17 protein-coding genes are annotated in these 19,682 nt (G+C 64.5%); 7 read left to right on the top strand and 10 right to left on the bottom strand.

Features of this window, described 5'->3' with window-relative positions; all coding sequences use genetic code 11:
* Nucleotides 1-119: 119 nt before the first annotated feature.
* From GEMMAAP_RS00875 to GEMMAAP_RS00860, 4 genes are all read right to left on the bottom strand, one after another.
* Nucleotides 120-1,745: an endonuclease/exonuclease/phosphatase family protein gene (locus tag GEMMAAP_RS00875; RefSeq protein ID WP_158514679.1), complete on the bottom strand. Its 1,626-nt coding sequence runs from the start codon at nt 1,743-1,745 to the stop codon at nt 120-122.
* Nucleotides 1,746-1,939: 194 nt separating this feature from the next.
* Nucleotides 1,940-2,353: a type II toxin-antitoxin system VapC family toxin gene (locus GEMMAAP_RS00870; RefSeq protein WP_026849048.1), complete on the bottom strand. Its 414-nt coding sequence runs from the start codon at nt 2,351-2,353 to the stop codon at nt 1,940-1,942.
* Nucleotides 2,350-2,601 (bottom strand): type II toxin-antitoxin system VapB family antitoxin, encoded by a 252-nt coding sequence (locus GEMMAAP_RS00865; RefSeq protein ID WP_026849047.1) that lies wholly within the window; start codon nt 2,599-2,601, stop codon nt 2,350-2,352. The genes GEMMAAP_RS00870 and GEMMAAP_RS00865 overlap by 4 nt, the downstream gene beginning before the upstream one ends.
* Nucleotides 2,602-2,958: 357 nt before the next feature.
* The gene (locus GEMMAAP_RS00860) at nt 2,959-3,690 is read right to left on the bottom strand and encodes a peptidylprolyl isomerase (RefSeq protein WP_082820951.1); all 732 of its coding nucleotides are present in this window, start codon (nt 3,688-3,690) and stop codon (nt 2,959-2,961) included.
* 152 nt (nt 3,691-3,842) lie between these two features.
* Here GEMMAAP_RS00860 and GEMMAAP_RS00855 point away from each other — a divergent pair, with 152 nt between their 5' ends.
* Nucleotides 3,843-4,346: a hypothetical protein gene (locus GEMMAAP_RS00855; protein WP_026849046.1), complete on the top strand. Its 504-nt coding sequence runs from the start codon at nt 3,843-3,845 to the stop codon at nt 4,344-4,346.
* A 65-nt stretch (nt 4,347-4,411) separates the two neighbouring features.
* On the opposite strand, the gene GEMMAAP_RS00850 is transcribed toward GEMMAAP_RS00855, so the two are convergent.
* The 4 genes from GEMMAAP_RS00850 to GEMMAAP_RS00835 form a co-directional block, all read right to left on the bottom strand.
* Nucleotides 4,412-4,636 carry an amphi-Trp domain-containing protein gene (locus tag GEMMAAP_RS00850; RefSeq protein WP_026849045.1) on the bottom strand — a complete coding sequence of 75 codons (225 nt, stop codon included), beginning with the start codon at nt 4,634-4,636 and terminating at the stop codon, nt 4,412-4,414.
* 65 nt (nt 4,637-4,701) lie between these two features.
* Nucleotides 4,702-4,959 (bottom strand): hypothetical protein, encoded by a 258-nt coding sequence (locus GEMMAAP_RS00845; RefSeq protein WP_026849044.1) that lies wholly within the window; start codon nt 4,957-4,959, stop codon nt 4,702-4,704.
* Nucleotides 4,960-5,688: 729 nt separating this feature from the next.
* Nucleotides 5,689-6,447, bottom strand: a complete 759-nt coding sequence (locus GEMMAAP_RS00840) for an RES family NAD+ phosphorylase (protein WP_026849043.1) — start codon at nt 6,445-6,447, stop codon at nt 5,689-5,691.
* The gene (locus tag GEMMAAP_RS00835) at nt 6,407-6,784 is read right to left on the bottom strand and encodes an MbcA/ParS/Xre antitoxin family protein (protein ID WP_026849042.1); all 378 of its coding nucleotides are present in this window, start codon (nt 6,782-6,784) and stop codon (nt 6,407-6,409) included. Before GEMMAAP_RS00835 ends, GEMMAAP_RS00840 begins: the two co-directional genes overlap by 41 nt.
* A gap of 137 nt (nt 6,785-6,921) precedes the next feature.
* On the opposite strand from GEMMAAP_RS00835, the gene GEMMAAP_RS00830 reads away from it, so the two are divergent.
* The 4 genes from GEMMAAP_RS00830 to GEMMAAP_RS00815 are packed head-to-tail and all read left to right on the top strand — an operon-like array spanning nt 6,922 to nt 13,822.
* Nucleotides 6,922-8,409, top strand: coding sequence for a SulP family inorganic anion transporter (locus GEMMAAP_RS00830; RefSeq protein ID WP_082820950.1), 1,488 nt, complete (start codon nt 6,922-6,924; stop codon nt 8,407-8,409).
* Between the two features lie 2 nt (nt 8,410-8,411).
* A complete protein-coding gene (locus GEMMAAP_RS00825; protein ID WP_053333893.1) occupies nt 8,412-11,336 on the top strand; it encodes a DUF2309 domain-containing protein in 2,925 nt (974 codons plus the stop codon).
* 21 nt (nt 11,337-11,357) lie between these two features.
* Nucleotides 11,358-12,704, top strand: a complete 1,347-nt coding sequence (locus GEMMAAP_RS00820; protein ID WP_075071372.1) for a proton-conducting transporter transmembrane domain-containing protein — start codon at nt 11,358-11,360, stop codon at nt 12,702-12,704.
* Nucleotides 12,701-13,822: a proton-conducting transporter transmembrane domain-containing protein gene (locus GEMMAAP_RS00815; protein WP_082820949.1), complete on the top strand. Its 1,122-nt coding sequence runs from the start codon at nt 12,701-12,703 to the stop codon at nt 13,820-13,822. Before GEMMAAP_RS00820 ends, GEMMAAP_RS00815 begins: the two co-directional genes overlap by 4 nt.
* Nucleotides 13,823-13,829: 7 nt before the next feature.
* Here the strand turns inward: GEMMAAP_RS00815 and GEMMAAP_RS00810 are convergent, their stop codons facing one another.
* On the bottom strand, nt 13,830-16,739 hold the full coding sequence (locus GEMMAAP_RS00810; protein ID WP_053333891.1) for a protein kinase domain-containing protein: 2,910 nt from the start codon (nt 16,737-16,739) through the stop codon (nt 13,830-13,832).
* Between the two features lie 82 nt (nt 16,740-16,821).
* On the bottom strand, nt 16,822-18,183 hold the full coding sequence (locus tag GEMMAAP_RS00805; protein WP_026849040.1) for a hypothetical protein: 1,362 nt from the start codon (nt 18,181-18,183) through the stop codon (nt 16,822-16,824).
* A gap of 126 nt (nt 18,184-18,309) precedes the next feature.
* Here GEMMAAP_RS00805 and GEMMAAP_RS00800 point away from each other — a divergent pair, with 126 nt between their 5' ends.
* Together GEMMAAP_RS00800 and GEMMAAP_RS00795 are read left to right on the top strand one after the other, a co-directional pair.
* The gene (locus GEMMAAP_RS00800; RefSeq protein WP_053333890.1) at nt 18,310-18,717 is read left to right on the top strand and encodes an ArsR/SmtB family transcription factor; all 408 of its coding nucleotides are present in this window, start codon (nt 18,310-18,312) and stop codon (nt 18,715-18,717) included.
* The gene (locus tag GEMMAAP_RS00795; RefSeq protein WP_026849039.1) at nt 18,701-19,669 is read left to right on the top strand and encodes an SRPBCC family protein; all 969 of its coding nucleotides are present in this window, start codon (nt 18,701-18,703) and stop codon (nt 19,667-19,669) included. Before GEMMAAP_RS00800 ends, GEMMAAP_RS00795 begins: the two co-directional genes overlap by 17 nt.
* Nucleotides 19,670-19,682 lie beyond the last annotated feature (13 nt).

Genomic DNA, 19,682 nt, shown 5'->3' with positions numbered 1-19,682 from the left:
GTGAAGTCGGCACCATGGTACGGCCATCCAAAGAATGCGGTATCAGTCAATCACCGTCATTGCTTTGAAACTGTCCCTATAGTGCACTATTGCTGTCGGCAGTTCTGTCGGCCCCGCAACTATTTACGAGGAGCTCCCTGTTTGCGCCGCAGATCCGTCACCACAATAAGGTGGTCTGAGGACTGCCTAGACATATCCCGGGTGATCTGCAGCGATCCGAGCAAGCGGTCTGTCAGGTCTTCCGCGGCAAACACAAACCCACCGGTCTGCTCGAACGCCCGGTCGGAGTAGAGTGCCAGATCGAGTCGCCCTGGCGTGAACTGCGCGACACTGTCGTTGCGCCACGTGCTGGCGGTACGACCATCCAACCGCAACGCGCGATTCAACGTCAGGTCCGAACCATCGGTATCCAGCGACTGCTGCAGCGTGCGCACCGACTCGTACGACGCCACCGAGTTGTAGTCACCGGCAATCACCACCGGCGCGCGGGATGATCCCTGTCCAATGGCGTCGAGTACATAGCGACGCATCGTACGCGCCTGCAGCAGGCGAAAGGCGTCGTTGGGGCTGCCGAGATATCCACCGCTGGTCAGGTCCACGGTGACGAAGAGCGTCTCAATGCCGTCCACGTCTACCCACGCGCCGGTACTGGCGATATTCGCCCGACGCTCCGTGTCGATGAATCGCGCTTGCATTCGTGCATCACTGCGCGCGAGACTGTCGAGCGACCCATCGGGGTAACGCATGTAGCGCATACTCGGCTCGGCCCGAATGGCACGCCCGCGCGCCGCCACCACACCGCGTTGCCGCCCGCCACTCTGCCCATGCACGAAGCGCCAGCTCCCCATTCGGGCCAACTCGGGGCGGGCAAAAAACGCCGCCAACGCCGTGCTGTCTACTTCCCCCGACACCTCATCGAGCACGATGATCTCCGGCGACACGGCCGCCAGCAGCTTGGCGTGATTGCCCGGCGCAAGGAAGGACCCCTCGGAGACATTCCAGTGCGCCACGCGCACCGCTCCTGGCGCTTTGTCGGGTACCGACGACGCACCGCGCAACGGCGTGGTATCGAGCGGTGTTGTGAACACGTACCGCTGCACGGGGGTCGCTACACGCGCGCTGTCGGGGGCCACCCGCACCATCCGGGCGCGTATCTGCGCCCCGAGACGCGGCCAGCCCTGCGGCGCACCGTCTCGGGCAATCCGGAGCTCAAACCGATCGGTGCTCCAGCCGGGCAGCGCAACGACCTGGAGTTCGTAGGCCGAGCGAAACGCGCCGAGTCCCGCACTGGTGATCGTGCGTAAGGCGATTCCGGCTCCATGAACGCCCGCCTGCACAATGTCGAGCCTCGACAGATCCAGCGCGAAATCCACACCGCGCATGTCGTACGCGGTGCCGCCGGTCGTGCTATCCGCATCGGCATCGATGAGGAGGTGCATCGTGCCGGACATGGCGCTGACCACCGTGCTGTCGCGCAGCGCTACCGACAGATAGAAAAAGTGCGAATCGTCATTCGCCTGCACCGTGAGTGGTGCGCTGGCCATTGCGGACGAAGCGGGGAACCGAGCCCACACCGGTACCGCGCGCCAATCGTCAAAGGCCCCGTCGATCACCGTGGACGACGGTGCACTTTCGGTCGGCGTCCGTGGTGTTACGGTCGTCTGGCGCTGACCCACGCAGGCGGTTGCGAGGGCCACGAGGCTCGCAGCCAGTGCGCCACACCGTTGAAGAAGAGGTTTTTGCATTACCAGCAAATATGACGTCTATCTGGGCACATTGGGCAATCAAAACCCTGCAGCATCACTGCGCCTTCCGCCGCGTTCGCGGTCGACGCGGTAGCGGTCGGCGAGGGAGGAGGTGAGACGCGCAATCGGCTCATTCATGCCACGAATGTCTCACCCGCACGCGGCGATCGCGACAGGAGTGCTATTTCGGCCATCTATACTGCGAGCGTCAGCACGTCGGTGCGCGCGAAATGATTGCCGACATACAGCAATGGCAGTTGCCGATCCATGGCCAATGCGTAGGCGTAGAGGTCCCCGAAGTTGAGCGACGCGGCGTGCCGGCCTTTACCAAAGCGCCGGGCGCCATCGCGCGCCAGCACCAGCTGCGGACCGTCGAACGGCACCACGTCGAGGTGCAGATCCCGCACGAGCTCGTCGACCGTTATGTCCGCCGCCGTGCCGAAGCGGGCCTGCAGCACCAGCGACAGTTCGAGAATTGAACCGGCGGAGACGAGGCGGAACGCGAGCAATTCCACGGCGCCGACCAGCTGATCGGCTGCAGGCTCGCCAAGTGCGATTGCGGCCAGCGCCGATGTGTCGATGACCGCTGCGCGCGATGCGGCGATCACGCGGGGAGACCGTGCTCGTCGTACTCGAGCTCGATGCCGGCCCCGGCATTCACTACCGGTAACGCGTTCAGCCGCTCACGGATGCGAAGGGCGGCCTCACGCATGGGATAGCGACGCTCGGGACGCTGGTGACGCTCGAGTCGCTCGACCAGCGCGGCACGGATCGCCTCGGTGAGCGACTCTCCGGTCACGGCCGCGAGCTCACGGGCGAGACGGTCGGTGTCTGGATCCTTGATACTGATGGCCATGATTCTAGAATATAGACTAAGATCTAGAAATATTCCAGCGACTGTCACCTCGCGCCACCAACGACTTCGCCGCGGTGATCTGCGGCGGCGACATGGCCCCTCTGATCGACCGACCAGAGCATTACGCCTTATGGTGGCCCGGGCCCGACTGCCCCGTACAGGCTTCCTCCGCCACTCACCCGGAGTACCGATGCCGGGCAAGGCTACGACCGCTGCGGACGACCTGAGCGAATTGCCGGACGAGACTCGCGCGACCATCGAGGTCGTGCGGGCGGCACTGCTCGAAGCCGTGGACGACCAGATCGAAGAAGGGATTTCCTACGGCATGAAAGGCAACGGCTTCGAAGAAGTTCGCTGTCAAGACGTCGACACCGTTACCCGAGTAATGCGATCCAGCCGCGGATACTCACGATCCATGAACGCATTGCCGCCCCGTTCCAGCGGACCCTGTTTCCCTTGCCGCACGCCGCTGCCGGCGTTCTCTCCGTAGCCGCTGTACAAACTGTCCAGCACGGCCATTCCCTCGATCACCGTACCAAGAATCGTGAACGGCTCGGCGTCGTTGCGCGCATTGTCCGCAAGGTTGACATAGAGCTGCGTGTTGCGCGTGTTCGGCTTCCCTGGCCCTTCGTATGAGAACGCGAAGGTGCCGCGCGCATTGCGCGAGCGCGGCGGATCGTCGGCCAGATAGCGCCCCTTCCATGCGGCGTTCACCGAGGAATCGCCGTGCAGTCCCCACTGCGCGATGTAGCGGGCATTCACGCGGTGAAAGCGCGTGTCATCGTAGTAGCCCAGGCGCGCGAGGTTATACAGACGGTCTACGCCCAGCGGACCCCACGCCCGGTGCAACTCCAGCACGAACACCCCTTTGCTGGTTTCGAAGCGGAGGTGCGACACCGCAGGCGCCTCACGCCGCCACTCGGCGTGCGACGGATCGAGCCAGAGGGCCCGGCGCGTGGCCGCGACGTTCGCGACGGTCGGCGGCAGTGGCGACTTCGGCGGCGGAGCGACCGGTCGGCAGGCGGTCAGCACGCAGAGCGCCGCCAAGAGAACGCCAACGGGCTGACGGATGGTCGCGTGAAGTGACATGGGTAAAAGGTACGAAAAGATGTGCTCACGGACCAAGACAGTCCGCCTGATCCGCTTGCCCCGGCGCCCCTGTGCCGTAACTATTCCGCGCGTCACGCGGGCGACCTGCCCGCGCTCGGCTCACCGCGGATCTCCCTTTCCCTGCCCATCCCATGGTCTTCTCCAAAGACGAACTCATTGGCGCCCTGTCGCACGAAGTGAACGTGCTGCGCCACCTCATCACCAAGATCGACGCCGACGCGGTGGACTTCCGCGCCACGCCCAAGCAGCGCAGCAACATTGAGCTCGTGCGCTACCTCATGGTGCAGGGGCCGGCGCTCACCACGGCCATCAAAACGGGGGTGTTTGATGGCGCCGCCTGGGGTGCCGCGCAGGGTGCGGCCGATCAGCTCGACCTGGCAGGGCTCGACGCCGTGCTGGCTACCCATCCGGCCTGGTTTGCCGAACAGATTGGCGCCATGAGCGACGACGACATGCGCGGCACCATTCAGCTGTTTGGTGGCCCCATGTCGCGCGGCGCGCACTTCGTCACCATGCTGCTGGCCAACTATGCGGCCTACCGCACGCAGCTCTTCTGCAGCCTCAAGCTCTGCGGCCGCGAAGAACTGAATACCTCCAACCTGTGGCGCGGCGCCGACTCGGCACCCAGTGCGTAACTGTTTGCCACACGCGTAGTACAACGGGGCGCTCCAGTGCATCGGAGCGCCCCGTTCACGTCGCCTTACTCTGCCGACCAACGCACCTGAAACTCCAGTTCATCGGTGCCCTCGGCACGTTCGTGCTCGATGTTGAATTCGGCATGTGCCGGCACCCGCAACCGCTCGCCGGCCACTTGAATGGTGAAGGCGGTCTCTGCTTCCAATGCATCGGCCAAGCGACGCAGTTTGGCCACGAACTGCGTGCGCGTGTACGTGCGTTCCAGATCTCGGTCGGAGCGTGATGTCATGTTCGATAGGAGGGGAATGTTGGAACACAGCCAGTTGATCGCGTGCTTTTCGAAAATTGGACGCGTCACCCCCCCACCTGGTCCCGCCCCGCGAGCTCCTTCTTTACGGCACTCACCCGCCGCAAAAACGGGAAAATCGTAATGGCAGGGAGCGTGAGAATGGGCACCAGCGGCATCACCCGCGCCGGCGGCCGCGTCATGAAGAGATAAACCAATATCGTCACCACCAGCAGATCGACAGCGGCGATGTAGACTATCCAGTTGGTCAGCCGCGCCTTCATGGCCAGCAGCGTGGGCGTCGAAAACCCGGACAATTCGCTCATGGCTGCAGGATGGCCACTTTCACGGGTACTGGCAACGCCGAGGAGGCCTCAGTGGACCAAACAACACCCCACCCACAGCACACCAGTTGGCCGAGCAGCTCGTCACGGCCGTGTGCCGCAATGACGCGGCCGTCGTACAAGCCATCCTCGACGTCTGCACATTCCTCGTAATGCAGTTCTACGAGACCCCAGGCACCGGTGTCGCGGCCAGCAAAAAGCAACGGCCTTGCGAGGACTGTCCCGCGGCGTCGGCAAGGGCGTCTGAACGAGGACTCCGACGGCGGATGCGACAGGCACTCTCCACCACTTCAAAAACCGAACCACAATAGTGAACAGCCTCGCCGCAGCAGTACGCCGCGAGCCCATGCCGGAGCCAGTCCTCGTTTGGACGCCCTGTCCGCCGCATCGGAGCAGTCCTCGTAAAGCAGTTCTACGAGGCCAGCCGCAGGCACGGGTGTCGCGGCCAGCAAAGAACAACGGCCTTGCGAGGACTGTCCCGCGGCGTCGGCAAGGGCGTCTGAACGAGGACTGCGACGGTGGATGCGACAAGCACTCTCCACCACCTCAAAAACCGAACCACAATAGTGATCAGCCTCGCCGCAGCAGTACGCCGCGAGCCCATGCCGGAGCCAGTCCTCGTTTGGACGCCCTGTCCGCCGCATCGGAGCAGTCCTCGTAAGGCAGTTCTACAAGCCCAGCCAACAACGCCGGTGTCGCAGAATGCCCTGCTCACACCCCCGGCATCGGCAACACCCCCTCCACCAGAAACTGCTCGCGCGCATAGGTGTGCACGTCGCGGTCACCGGTCAGATCACCGCGCACAAACTCCACCATGTTCCGCGTGGCCGTGCAATGCCAGCGCTGAAAGTGCTGCGGCTTGGCGGCGCGAAACACCGCCGGGGTAAAGGCGCCCGCGTTCAGCCCACCCCGTGAATCACGCGCCGATACAAAGACGAACAGCTCCACACCGGCCTCACGCATAGCGCGCCCCAGTGCCTGCGACTCTGCATATGAGACCGGTGAAGAAATGGCGTCGCGATGCGCGAGAAACGGCGGCTGGTCGAGGCGCACGCCCCGGTCACTGCGCATGCGCACCGTAAACGCCGACAGCTCGGTCATCACCACATCCAGTGAGGCGCGCGTGCCCTCCAGGAACAGCAATCGGTAGTACGCCACTTCGGCAAACGCCGTGCGTTGCTCCACGGCACCATACCAGATACCGCGCTCCTGACGAGCTCCGAAGCGTGACCCGTAACGCAACGGCGGGTAGCGGAACGGCGTGGAGAGCAGATAGTGCAACCGCCCCCCAACCGCGACCGGTGGCTTCACCCGGTCCACCAGCGTTTCCAGCAGTTCCTGCTCGGCGGCTGAATCCACCAGCTTGCGCGTGGACACCTGGTGCTGCGATTCCACCACCCGCCACGGGGCGAGCTGCAGCAGCTGCCGCCTAGAGGCGCCCTCGCAGTGCATCCAGATATTGGATGACATCCACGAACCCCTCCACGGTGGCAATACGCTGGGCCGGTATGCCGCCCAGATGATCGTTCATGGCGTGCATCCAGGCACGCACGTGTGACTCATCGCCCCCAACCAGGGCATCCAGAGACCGAAACAGGCGCACCAGAAGGAGGGCCAACTCTCCTTCCTTGCTGTCCGGATCAATCCCCCGGCCGCGCTGCAGCCGAGAGACCGACGCTTCACTGGTGCCAATGATGGCCGCAAGCTGTCGGTGGCTCAGCCCGAGACGGGCCGCCGCCGCCAGAGCGGCCTTGGCCACGACGGCACTGGCATCCGGTGAAGGGACGACATTGGAAGTCGTAGGCATAAATGAAAGATATAGGCCTCATTCTTTCATGTGCAGCACCCTCCAGCGATTTCAGCCTGTCCCCGTAGCGTTTCCCGGAAAGCGGCGTACCTTAGCCCGCTGGTTCACTCCCCTGCCCCACTCCCTGACGTTTCTGCATGCATCACTACCCCTCGATGTTCAGCCACCCCAAGGAAGACTCCGTTGCCGGATTCGTCGTCTTTCTGGTCGCGCTACCGCTCTGCCTTGGCATTGCCATCGCCTGCGGCCTGCCGCCGGTCTCGGGGCTCATTGCCGGTATTGTGGGTGGGCTGGTGGTGCCGTTCATCAGCCGGTCACCACTGTCCGTGACCGGGCCTGCTGCCGGCCTCACCTCCATCGTCCTGGTGGAAGTGCAGCATCTCGGCGGAGTCAATCCGTTCCTCACCGCCGTCATCATCGCCGGACTGTTGCAGTTTCTGCTTGGCGTTTTGCGCACCGGTCGCTTTGCCGCTGTCGTGCCGTCGTCGGTGATCAAGGGCATGCTGGCGGCCATTGGTATCACCATCATTCTCAAGCAACTCCCGGTGGCGGTGGGATCGGACGGCGGCCTCTCCACCATGCTGTCGCAGCACAACGCCGGCGCCGTGTCCATCGCGCTGTTGTCGCTCGCCATTCTGTATGGGTGGAAGTACACGCCCATGGCCAAAATCAAACTGGTCTCACCGGCGCTCGTGGTGGTGGTCCTCGCCAGTGTCACGGCCGCGCTGGTGTCGTCCAATCCAACCTTTGCGCTCGAGGCCCGTCATTTCGTGAACGTGCCACTCGGTGGCGCCGGTGCGTTGTATTCCGCACTGCCACGGCCGGAGTTTGCCGCGTTCATGAACCCGGCCGCGTGGATGGCCGGCGCCACCATTGCCGTAGTGGCCAGCATCGAAACGCTGCTTTCACTGCAAGCCATTGACCGGCTCGACCCGCTCAAGCGTCATAGCCCGCCCGACCGCGAACTGTTGGCGCAGGGCACCGCCAATGCGGTATCCGGCCTGCTCGGCGGACTTCCCGTCACCGCCGTCATTGTGCGCAGCGGCGCCAATGTGAACGCCGGTGGACGCGAGCGACTGTCCGCGCTCATTCACGGACTGCTGCTGTTGGGCGCCGTACTGCTGGCCGGTCCGCTGCTCAATCGCATTCCGCTGGCCTGCCTGGCCGCCGTCCTCATTCAGGTCGGACTCAACCTCTGCAAGCCCACGCTCTTCACCACGCAGGTCAAGCTGGGCATCACGCAGCTGCTTCCCTTTGCCATTACCATTGCCGCCGTGCTGGTACTCGACCTGCTCAAGGGTGTGATTGTGGGCATTGTGGTGGGCATCGTGTTCGTGCTCTACGAAAACTCCAAGCGTGCCGTGGTCGCCATTAAGGACGACGCCGGCGTGTGGCAGATGCGCTTCCGTCGTGACGGCACGTTTGTTTCCAAGCCCGGCATCATCTCCACGCTCGAAGAAGTGGACGACGGTGAAACCGTCATTATTGACGGCACCGACGAGTACATCGATCACGATGTGAAGGAAGTGCTGGCCACGTTCATCGAAGACGCTGAGCATCGCAACATCACGGTGACGGTGCGTGGCATTGATCTGACGCACGCGCAGGGCGGCGGCGGGCACTGATCATGACGGCCCATGCGCCGCCCACCCACGCGCACGGATCATCGTCGCACCTGCCCGACGATCCCGTGACGCGGGCGTTGGCCGCGGCCCATGGCATCCTCCCCGATCAGGGGCCCATTGGCGTGTTCATTCATCACAACACGCTGCACGCCTTTCAACATCTCCCGTTTCACGATGGGGTGCAGGCCGGTGCGGCCGCGCTGGGCGCCAAACCGTATCTCACCTTGCGTGAGTTTCGTTCCGCACTGAGCGCCGGACGGGTGGCCGCCTCCGACGTCCGCGTGGAGATCGACCGCGTACTGGGCGCGCGGGGCAGTGAGCCGGTGCTCGCTCACCTGACACGGGCGGAACTGTGGCAGCTACTCACGCTTACTGAGGCCGACAGTGACGACGCCGCCGCATTGGCCTATCTGATTCAGGAGGGCGTTGCGCCCGTATGTGAAGTCCCGGAACTCTGGGACGCCTGCCTCACCCGCGCATCATACGGCCCGCGGCTGGTCCGCCCCGACACCCGTCGCCTCCAACGGCATCGTGATGTGCTGGTATCGCACGGACAGCCGGACACCGACATCGCCGTGCACGGTGAACTCATTCGCCTGGCGTCGGGATTTTTGGATCAGGGACAGGCGCAGGTTGCGGCCCCCTATTGCGAGCAGGGATTTCTGAACGCGGTGGCGCAGACGTACGGGGTAGGCGCCGCGCCGCCGCGTGCCTGCCGCGGGGTAGACGATGCCATGCGCACCGTGGCCGCGACCCACGAATCGGCGCGCTCCGTGATTGACCGCATGCTGGCGCTCCTCGGTGTCACTGGGGCCGCCATCGAACCGTTTCTGGTGGCAACGGCACTCGCCCTGCCAGGCTGGAGCGGCATGTTTGCGCGTCTGGAACGACACCCCGAAGAGCATCCGTCTGGCACCCCGGTGTCACTCGAAGACTTTCTGGCCGTGCGATTGCTCTTCGAATGGCACGCGGTGCAGCAGCAGTGCACGCAGGCGGGCCTTCCGCACGAATGGGCGGCGTTGCAGTCCCGTACACCAGCGCCCCCGGCGCGGCCGGCGCTCCTGGATGCGCGACTGCTCTGGGAGATTGCCCGTGCCGCCCAGCTCACAGCCACCGACGTGCAGTCGCTCACCGGCGACGCGCTCGGTGCGCTGTGGCACGAGTGTTCAACGTGCAGTGGCATGGTGCGCCGGCAGCTGTTTCAGGAGGCGTACGAACGCGCGTACCGCACGGTCATTCTCGACGCCATGGCGGCGCGACGGGCACTGCCCGCCGAGACGCCTTCCGCCGAACGGCCGCGCGGGCAGTTCGTGTTTTGCATCGACGAGCGCGAAGAATCCATTCGGCGCGCCCTGGAAGAACAGCACCCCGGATACATCACCTACGGCACCGCTGGCTTTTTTGGCGTAGCCATCGATTACATGGGGCTCGATGACCACGCGCCGGCGGCGCACTGCCCGGTGGTGGTCACGCCGGCGCACGAAGTGCACGAGCGCCCTGTGTATACCGCGCTTGGGACGCATGCATTGCGGGCCCGCGCGCGCGAACGCTGGCTGGGGTGGGAACGTCGTGCGGCGGTCGCGTCGCGCACCCTCACCGGTGGTGCCGGCTTGAGTTTCCTCCTCGGGCCGTTGTCCGGGCTCAAAACATTGGCCCGAGTTGCCGCCCCACGCTCGTCGCTGGAGTGGGGCCAACGGCTGGTCTCGCGACTGGCACCGGTGCCAGCCACGCGCGTCTCCGCGTTCCGGGTCAGCGACAGCGCACGCATGGACGCCGGCGAGAAACCCGTGGGCTTTTCGCTCGACGAATCCGTGGATCGCGTGACCGCCGTCCTCACCAACCTGGGCCTCGTGCGGGACTTCGCGCCCATTGTGGTGTTCCTCGGCCATGGCTCCACCAGTCTCAACAACCCGCATGAGTCGGCGCATGATTGCGGCGCCTGCGGCGGACGTCGTGGCGGCGCCAATGCGCGCGTGTTTGCCGATATGGCCAATCGCCCCGACGTGCGTGACGGCGTGCGCCAACGAGGCATCACCATTCCCGCCGACACCTGGTTCATTGGCGCACTGCACGACACCGCCAACGACAGTGTGCGCTACTACGATCTCGAAACACTGCCCGCCGCGTTGGCGGGCGCCTTTCAGGAGGTCTACGGCGCGCTTGAGCTGGCGCGGCGCGATGATGCGCAGGAACGGTGTCGGCGCTTCGACGACGCGCCGCTCAGCATTACCGCTGAGGGCGCATTGCGTCACGTGGAAGCACGGTCATCGCACCTGGCGCAGCCGCGCCCGGAATACGGACACTGCACCAACGCCATCTGTATTGTGGGGCCCCGTACGCTCACGCGCGGGCTGCATCTCGACCGTCGCGCCTTTCTGGTGAGCTACGACTCCACGATCGATCAGGATGACAAAGTACTCGAGCGCATTCTGGCGGCGGTCGGGCCGGTGGGCGCGGGCATCAGCCTCGAGTACTACTTCTCCTCGGTGGACAACGAGACGTTTGGCTGTGGCACCAAACTGCCGCATAATGTGACGGGGCTCATTGGTGTCATGAACGGCCACCAGAGCGATCTGCGCACAGGGCTGCCGCGGCAGATGGTGGAGATCCATGAGCCCATGCGTCTGTTGCTCATTGTAGACGCCACACCGGAAGCGCTGCTCACCGTAGCCGGACGACAGGCTGAGGTGGCCGAGCTGGTGGTGAAGCAGTGGATTCAGCTGGTGTCGGTGCATCCCGAGACCGGTGCCATGCAGCTCTTTCAGGACGGCGGCTTTGTGCCGTACGAACCGCAGCCCATGCTGCTGCCGGTGGTGGAGAGATCGCCGGAGTGGCACATGCAAAGCCGCGGACATCTGGCGCCGGCGCTGGTGCGGCGGGCGCTGCCCTTTGCTGCCGTGGGCCCCGGACACCATCAGCCAGCATGAGCACTCGCCGTGAATGGTACCATGAGTAATACCGTGCTGATGGTTCGCTGGGGGCTTGCCCTCGCCATTCTGGCGCCGCTGTGCAGCGTGGTGCTGGTAGGCGCGCGCGTGCTGTTGCGGCGGGCGCCCGTACGCGAAGGGTGGGTCATGCGCGTGGTGAACAGTGGCCTCATGATATCCATCGCGTCGGTGGTCGCGGTGACTGCGGGGTTTCTCGGCATCGGTGGCGACGCCGTGCGAGGTGACGTCGAGTTTGGCGACTGGCTGCGTATTGGCGACTTCCGCATTCCCGCCGTACTGCTGGTTGATCGCATTTCGGTGACCATTGCGCTCTTCGCGGCCGTGCTCACGGCGCTGGTAGCACGCTTCTCCCGCACATATCTGCACAAGGAGCCAGGCTTCACGCGCTTCTTCACGCTCATTGGCGTGTTTGCCACGGGTACGCAGCTGGTGGCACTGGCGGGGGCATTGGAGCTGTTCTTCGCCGGGTGGGAGCTCATTGGCATTTCGTCGGCGTTCTTCATTGGCTTTTTTCACGAGCGTGATGAACCCGTGCGCTCGTCGGTGCGCGCATTCGCCACCTATCGCTTCTCCGATGCCGGGCTGCTGATCGCCACCGTGGCCACGTTCGAGCTGTTGGGCTCCGCGCGCTTCTCCGCCATGTCGGGGGCGGCGGCGCTACCCATGGTGCAGTCTACCGCCATTGCCCTACTATTTTTGCTTTCGGCCATGGGCAAGTCGGCGCAGCTCCCCTTCTCCGGATGGTTGCCGCGCGCCATGGAAGGGCCCACGCCCTCCAGTGCGCTGTTCTACGGCGCCGTGTCCATTCACGCCGGATTGTTTCTGTTGCTGCGCGTGTGGCCAGTGCTTGAAACGTCAGTCATTGCGCGCACCATGTCGGTGGTGGTAGGGCTCAGTACCGCGCTCTACGCGGCGGCCGTGGTGCGCGTGCACACCGATGCCAAGGGGGCGCTGGCCCACGCGACGCTGGCGCAGGTGGGGCTCATTCTTGCCGAGATCGGCATGGGGTGGACCACGCTCGCGCTGGCGCATCTGGTGTGTCATGCGCTGTTGCGTCTTGGACAGTACCTCAAGGCGCCCAACATGATTCACGACAGCCACCGGCTGGGACATGTGCCTCGTCACCCCACGTGGCTCGATCGCCTGTCGCCGTCGCTGTCGGCGCGCGTGTATGCGGCGTCGTTGCATCGGCTGCGGCTGGATGATTTCATCGATAGGCTGCTGGCTCCACTCATGGGCTTTGCGCGCCTGCTGGATCGGGCCGATCGTAGCTGGCGGCGGGTCTGCTCGGCCGATGTCCCGCAGGCGACGGGTACAGATGCATCGTCCACGTCATCGGCGTCATGATGGATCTCACGAGTACGGTCTCGGCGCCGTGGGAGACATTGCTGGTGTGCGCACTGTTGAGCGCGGCCCCGGTGGTGGCGCAGCCGCAACGTCATCGTACGTGGATGCTGTTGTCGCTCATGGTCGTGCAAGCGGTGGCACTCTTTGCGGGCAATGGATCCGTAGCTTACGCGGCCGTGGCGGCCAGTGCGCTCATGCATGCCGCGACGGCGTGGTCCGCCACGCGAACCGGCGGCGTGATGCTGGTGCTCTCGGCTATCCTTGCCATCGGCGCATCAGTGGCGGTAGGAGGCGACCATATGAGCGTGGCGCTGGCGCTCTCGGGAGTCGCCATTGCTCTGCGCGCCGGTGTCATGCCGCTGCATGTGGGCGTGGCGGCGCTCAATGATCGCGCGCCGTTCGTGCAGACACAGCAGATGGCGTCACTCATTGCGCTGGTGTTTGTGCATCTGCGGTTCGTCGATCACCACAACGTGGCCATTCAGGCGGCGCCCTGGTTGGTGCGCATTGGCGCCGGCGCGGCCATGGGGGCAGCCCTCATTACCTTGGTGCAGCGTGATCTGCGCGGCTTTGTACGCGGCACCACCGCCATGCACGGCGGCATGTTGCTGGCAGCGCTGGGCACGGCCAGCATTGGCAACTTCGGCGCGGCACTGCTGGTGGCCGTCACCATGGGGCTGGCCCTTGGCGGACTGGGCATCATGACGAGTGCCCTCGAATCGCGCGTGGGTGCGGTGTCATTTGTGGGGCGCGGCGGGCGCGTGGCGGCGTTTCCCGTGCTGGCCGCTGCCTTTGCGCTCTTTGGTGGCGCGGGTGTGGGGTTGCCCGGCATGGCCGGCTTTGTGGCCGACGATCTGTTGCTGCACACGTTGTGGATGGAGAGTCCCACGAGCACCGTGGCCATGATTCTCTCCAGCGCCTTCCTCGCCGTGGCCACGCTCATGACGTACTCCACCGTCTTTCTGGGGCGCGGTACGCCATCGCTCGCCCCCGATCTGCTCACGCGCGAGCGCGTGGTGGCGGCCATGCTCATTCTGCTGCTGTTGCTGCTCGGCTTCGCGCCGGGGGTGCTCCTCAGCCCGGCAGACGCGTTTTTGAGTGGGCCGCCTGCCTCCTGAACAACGCTTAGCGCCGTCCAGGTGACCGGCTGGACACCGGCCCCAGATACCTGTCCAGCCACGCCAGGGATTCCTTGATCAATTCGGTGCGCGGCACATCATGACCACCTTCGTACACCTTGTATTTCTTGTCGGCCGCCGGAGAGCCCAGGAGTTGGTAGAACGGCTTCTGCGCCGTTTCCGACGGGAAGAAGTAGTCGTACTTGCCGTTGAGCATCAGCACCGGCGATGTCACGCGCGGCAGATAGTTGAAGGGATCCACTTCCGGTCGACTGCGCTCCATGGTCAAGCCGGCGACGTACAACATGCTCGCTTTGATGCGCGGTTCGACGGCAGGAATGATCCCACCCATGTTGCCACCCCAGCTATAGCCGAAATAGGCTAACTTCGTGCTGTCGATATCGGCCCGCGTGCTCAGGTAGTCGAGCGTACGGCGATAGTCTTTGACCCACATGATCACGTGATCGCGCCAGAAGATGGAGCGGTCGGGGATGTCGCTGCGCAGGCTGTCGCTTCGCTCGTGGATGCTCTTGAAAATCGGGAACACGGCCACACGACCGGCCTGCGGCAAAAAGCTGATCCGCGTATCGGGTGTACTGGTGCTGGGCGCCGCTCCAATCGACCCCGATCCCGGAAACATCACGACGGTCTGATACGGCGGGGTCGCGCGTTTGGGCAGGTAGATCCACGCCGCCATGCGCTCCCCACCGTACGCGGCATCAAAACTCACCCGCTCAACAATCCAGTTCTCCGGCGTGGTATCGCGCTGTTCCACCTTGGCGTTGAGCGCACTCTTGTCGTAGTCGAACTGCGGCAGGTAGGCGGCGTAGATCGCCGCGGATACCGGGGTTTCCTTGGCATAGTCGGTCACCGCGCGTGAGATGGGTGCCGATGCGGCGGCGAGACTGGGTTCGTTGGGCGCGTAGAGTGCGAGGCGAAAACCGTTGATGGCCGCACGACTCATGGGAGGCTGTGCGTACGCATCCACAAACGAATACGTCGCATCGCTGAACCCGCCGCCCAGAATGTACCGGCCACTCGCGCCCGCATCGTTGAAGCACCACTCGCGCACATTGCCGGCCATATCGGACACACCAGCCCAGCTCACGCCGCGCAGTGTGCCAACCGGCAGTGCGTCTTTGCTTTCGAGGTTGCTGTACGGCACCACAAAGCGCGATTGGTATACACTGGCGGCCCGGGCCCAGTGATACAGCGTCGGCAACGACTTGCCGGCGAACTTCGCGAACGCCGCGGCCTCGTACCAGCTTACACCACCCACGGGGAAATCGCCCTTCCCCGCCGGGTAGTCGCCACCTTCCCATGTTGCCGGCCCAGGAAGTCCACTGCGATCGACGAACTTCGCCATGGCCTGCGCCCACGAGAGCGCGGTACCATCCTCGCGAAACGGATGCTCCCAGTAGCTCGAGTCCCGATAGCCGCCGGCGTCGACAAACGCCTTGTACTGACGATTGGATGTTTCAAAGCGGTCGAGCCGGAATTCGCCCAAGGGCAACTCCGGATTCCCGTCGGTTCCTACCAGAAAGGTGTCGAAGTTCCCGGCGGCAATCCGTTCCATTTCCGCGTGCGGAGCCGACGCGCTATCGAGCGGGACGAGCGCGGGTCGCGGCCCCTCCACGCGATAGGTGGTGCGATAACCCGTCTTCTGAAACCGGAACAATCCGGGACGATTCGGCAACCACACGGAATCGGTGGGGGTGGTGCCGAGGCATCGCCACTGCGTGGTATCGGCAAACGAGGCGCGACAGACCGTCGCGCCGGCCGGCATGGTCGTTATCACCGCACGACGCACCATAAATCCCGGCAAACTCGCCGTGACGGAATCGTTCTTCGCAATACGATCAATTTCGAGTGCGACAGTCACGATGCTGTCGATATCGCTGGCTTCAATCAACCGCGCCAGCATGGGCTTGCCGGTGCTGTTCACCCATTGGTCGCGACGCAGCGCCGCCGTTCCGAAATAGCCTGCCACGGCCACGAGGGCCACTCCCATTCCGGCCAGCAAGACCATGCGTGAGCGGCGAGCGGCCGGAGGTCGTGACACCACGGTGGACATCGATGGCGTCGCCAGCGACTCCATGGCCTCGAGCAGTTCTGCTGCCGACTGATAGCGCAACGCCGGATCCTTCTCGAGGCAGCGCATGATCAGCTGCGCCAGCGCAGGCGGGACATGCGGCGTGACCGTGAGCAGCGGCGGAACCGCTTTGGAGATATGCGCCGCCATGACGGCCTGTGGTGCACCGGTGAACGGCAGGGTACCCGACAGCATTTCATACGCCATCACGCCAACTGAATAAATGTCGGCACGATGATCGATGAGGGGGTCGGCGGCGGCTTGCTCCGGCGCCATGTAGCTCGGGGTGCCAAGCGAAAAGCCGATGCTGGTGAGATCGTGCTGCTTCGTGGCATCGCGCATGGCCTTGGCCACACCAAAGTCCACCAGCAACGCGTGCCGATCGGCAATCATGACATTGTCTGGCTTGATGTCACGGTGCAACACGCCAGCACGGTGAGCGTGGGCCAACCCGTCCACCACATCGCGCAACAGACGCACTGCGTCCGACGGCGCCAGCGTGCCCTCCTTGGCGAGCAGACCACGCAGTGAATCGCCCTCGATGTACGGCATGACGTAGTACAGAAGCCCGTCCGCCTCCCCCGAATCGAGCAGCGGCAGAATGTGCGGCGACTGCAGCTGCGCGGCGATGTTGATCTCCCGCAGAAAACGCGCCGCACCTACCGCCTGGGCAAGCTCGGGGCGCAACACCTTGATGGCCACGGTACGACCATGGCGGATATCGCGCGCCAGATGCACGGTGGCCATACCCCCGTGCCCCAGCTCCCGCTCAATCTCGTAACGTTCTGCAAGGGCAGCGCCCAGCCGGCTGGCAATGTCGGTCATGCCCGAAATGTACGCCGAGCGTGGCAGCTCGGCGCAATGAACCGTTGCACACCTGACCCGTGCAATATCCGGCGAGAACCGGTCAGAACGTGCGGCGGGTGGTCGTGGTATCCACTCGCGTCAGCACCACCCGCAAGCGACGGCCTGCGGTCACCCACGTGCTGTCGGCACGCACGCTCTCATTGGCACCAAGCTGCACGGTGATTGGCAACCGCGGCTGCCGGTTGCCGCGTGGCAAGGGGCGCCCCATGCGGGCCAGCATCGTGCTGTCCGCGACGCTCAGCGGGGGCGTGAACGGCGCCAGTGCATCCCACGCCGCTTCGGCCGTGGCGCTCTGCATGAACTCCAGCACGCCGGTGAACTCCCGCCGCGCCTCATTGCCGGGCGTGGTGGGACGGTCGTTCACGACAAGCCATACCAATGGTCGACGATTGCTCCCGCTGCCCGGATCACCAGTCAGCGCCGACAGCGACTCGGCGGCATACCCCACCATGCGGTAGCCGCCAATGTGCGGAGATGAAAGCAGCTCCGCTGTGGTACGCTGCCTCTCCCCGTCCCAGCGATAGGCAAGCTGCGGCTGCGTGCGAAAGTACCATGTGTACGTCGTGGTGTCGGCGTGCAGCTCAACACGGTATGTACCGCGCAGCTGACTGGGTGTGCGCTGAGCGACGCGCCAATCGGTTTCCAACACAGCATCGCGCACAAGCGTGCGGATCGGTTCCAGTTCGGCGTGCTGGAGATTGCTGCGCGCCCAGTCCATGGCTCGCGCGCCACGCTCGCCACCCGCGGCATCAATCTCCGACGGCGACGGTCGTGTGGTGTAGTACGGGCGATGCAGCAGACGCTGCGCATCAAACATCGCGGCAGCGGGCGCGAGCGGCGCATTGACCGGCACACCATACGGGCGACCGCGCCGTGGATACGGATAGTTCCAGTAGTCGGGGATGACGAGCACGGGCACGTTCCCGATCCAGCGATCCCGCGCCGCCAGCGTTGCACGCACATAACCAATTTCGCCTGGCACGGCGAAGGTCACGGTGTCCGACCACGGAATGGTGCGGCAGTCGGCGCCATACGGTGCGGCCACGATATACGCGTGCGGCTGCGTGTCCGAAATCCCCGCCGCGGTGAACGCGGCGCGCGTGACATCATCCACGTTCAGCAGCCGCACCCGCGCCGCCGGCATGATCATGGTGTCGGTCATTTCGCCGCGGCCACCGGCCGGCGCGCTACTTGAGAAGACGGGCGACTGACGCGACTCGGTCAATGGCAACAGGGTGTCTCGCTCGACCTTGAGCAACGCCATCGTACCACCAGGCGCCAATGAGCAGCGAGCACTGGCCGGCAGCTTGCCGGCGGGCGAAAACAGCAGGGCGGCAGCACCGGCCGCTGGCAGCAGCAGTGCGGCCAGTTTTGGGCGTGTCAGCAAGCTTCGCAGGCGCATTGGGTCAGTACCAGAAAATTGGGGGCCACCGATTCCGAGCGTACCGTCTTGCAGAATATACCCCGCCTTGCAGAATATACCCCGCCACTTACTATACCAGTCAGCTAATTAACCAACTGGTATATCATGCAGGACACGCTGAGCCAAACCTTCTCCGCCCTCGCCGACCCCACCCGCCGCGCCATCCTGGCGCGCCTGCGGCAGGGGGAGGCCAGTGTCACCCAGATCGCCGAGCCGTTTCTGGGGCAGATGACGCTCCCGGGAGTCACCAAGCACCTCAAGGTGCTGGAGCGGGCCGGGCTCGTCACCAAAGGGCGCGAGGCCCAATGGCGCCCCTGCACGCTCAACGCCGCGCCGCTCAAAGACGCCGCCGCCTGGATGGACGAGTATCGCGCCCACATGGAAGCGAGCCTCGATCGCCTGGGCGAGTACCTCAAGACCGTCACAGCCCAAGTCACAGCTCCCGTGACCACGCCCACGCCCACCCCCACCCCCACCCCCACCCCGAGCCACCCCGATGACGTCAGCCGATAGCAGCTGCGACATTCGCCTCACCCGCGTCTACGACGCACCCGTCGCGCTGGTGTGGGACGCGTGGACCGATCTGGCGCAGGTGGCGCAGTGGTGGGGACCGCGTGGCTTTACCATCACCACCCACAGCAAGGAGCTGCGGGTGGATGGCACGTGGGTATACACCATGCACGGTCCCGACGGCAAAGACTGGCCCAACTTCACGCGCTATCACGTGGTGGAGCCACAGAAGCGACTGGTGTACGATCACGGCGCCTCAGCCGCCGACAGCGCACCGCTCTTCCGCGTGACGGTGGACTTTCACGACCTCGGTGAACGCACGCAGCTGGAGCTGTGCATGACGCTCGCCACGCCGGAGCAGGCACAGCAAACGCGCGGCTTCATCAAAGCGGCTGGTGGCAATAGCACGTGGGATCGTCTAGGCGAACATCTCGAGAAGACGGTGTCGGGCGCCGATGTGTTCGTGATCAATCGCAGCTTTGACGCGCCCATTGCGATCGTGTGGGAGATGTGGACGCAGCCGGAGCACTTTGCGCAGTGGCTGCCGCCCACGGAATTCTCCATGGAGTTCCATCGCATCAATATCGCCCCTGGCGGCGATGGCTTTTACGCCATGACCAACGGCGCGTTTACGATGTACGGCCGCGTGGAGTATCTCGCGGTGGAGGCGCCGCATCGCTTGGAGTACACACAGTGCTTCACCGACGAACACGAGCAGATGTCGCGTCACCCTGGCGCACCGGTCTGGCCCGAGACGATGCGCACGTTGGTGCAGCTGACTGAGGAAGGGCCGACACAAACACGGGTAACCGTTCGCTGGAACCCGCACGGCCATGCGACGCCAGAGGAAATTGCCGCCTTTATCGCCGAGCGTGGCGGCATGACACAGGGGTGGACGGGGTCGTTCGACAAGCTGGAGGAATTGCTGGTCCGTTGTCAGCCAATGCCCGATTGAAGCGGAAAACCGC

Origin of the sequence: Gemmatimonas phototrophica (assembly GCF_000695095.2) — a bacterium.
GTDB classification, from domain to species: domain Bacteria; phylum Gemmatimonadota; class Gemmatimonadetes; order Gemmatimonadales; family Gemmatimonadaceae; genus Gemmatimonas; species Gemmatimonas phototrophica.
Note: the sequence above shows the minus strand (reverse complement) of the source record. Positions and strands in the feature narration are given on the sequence as shown.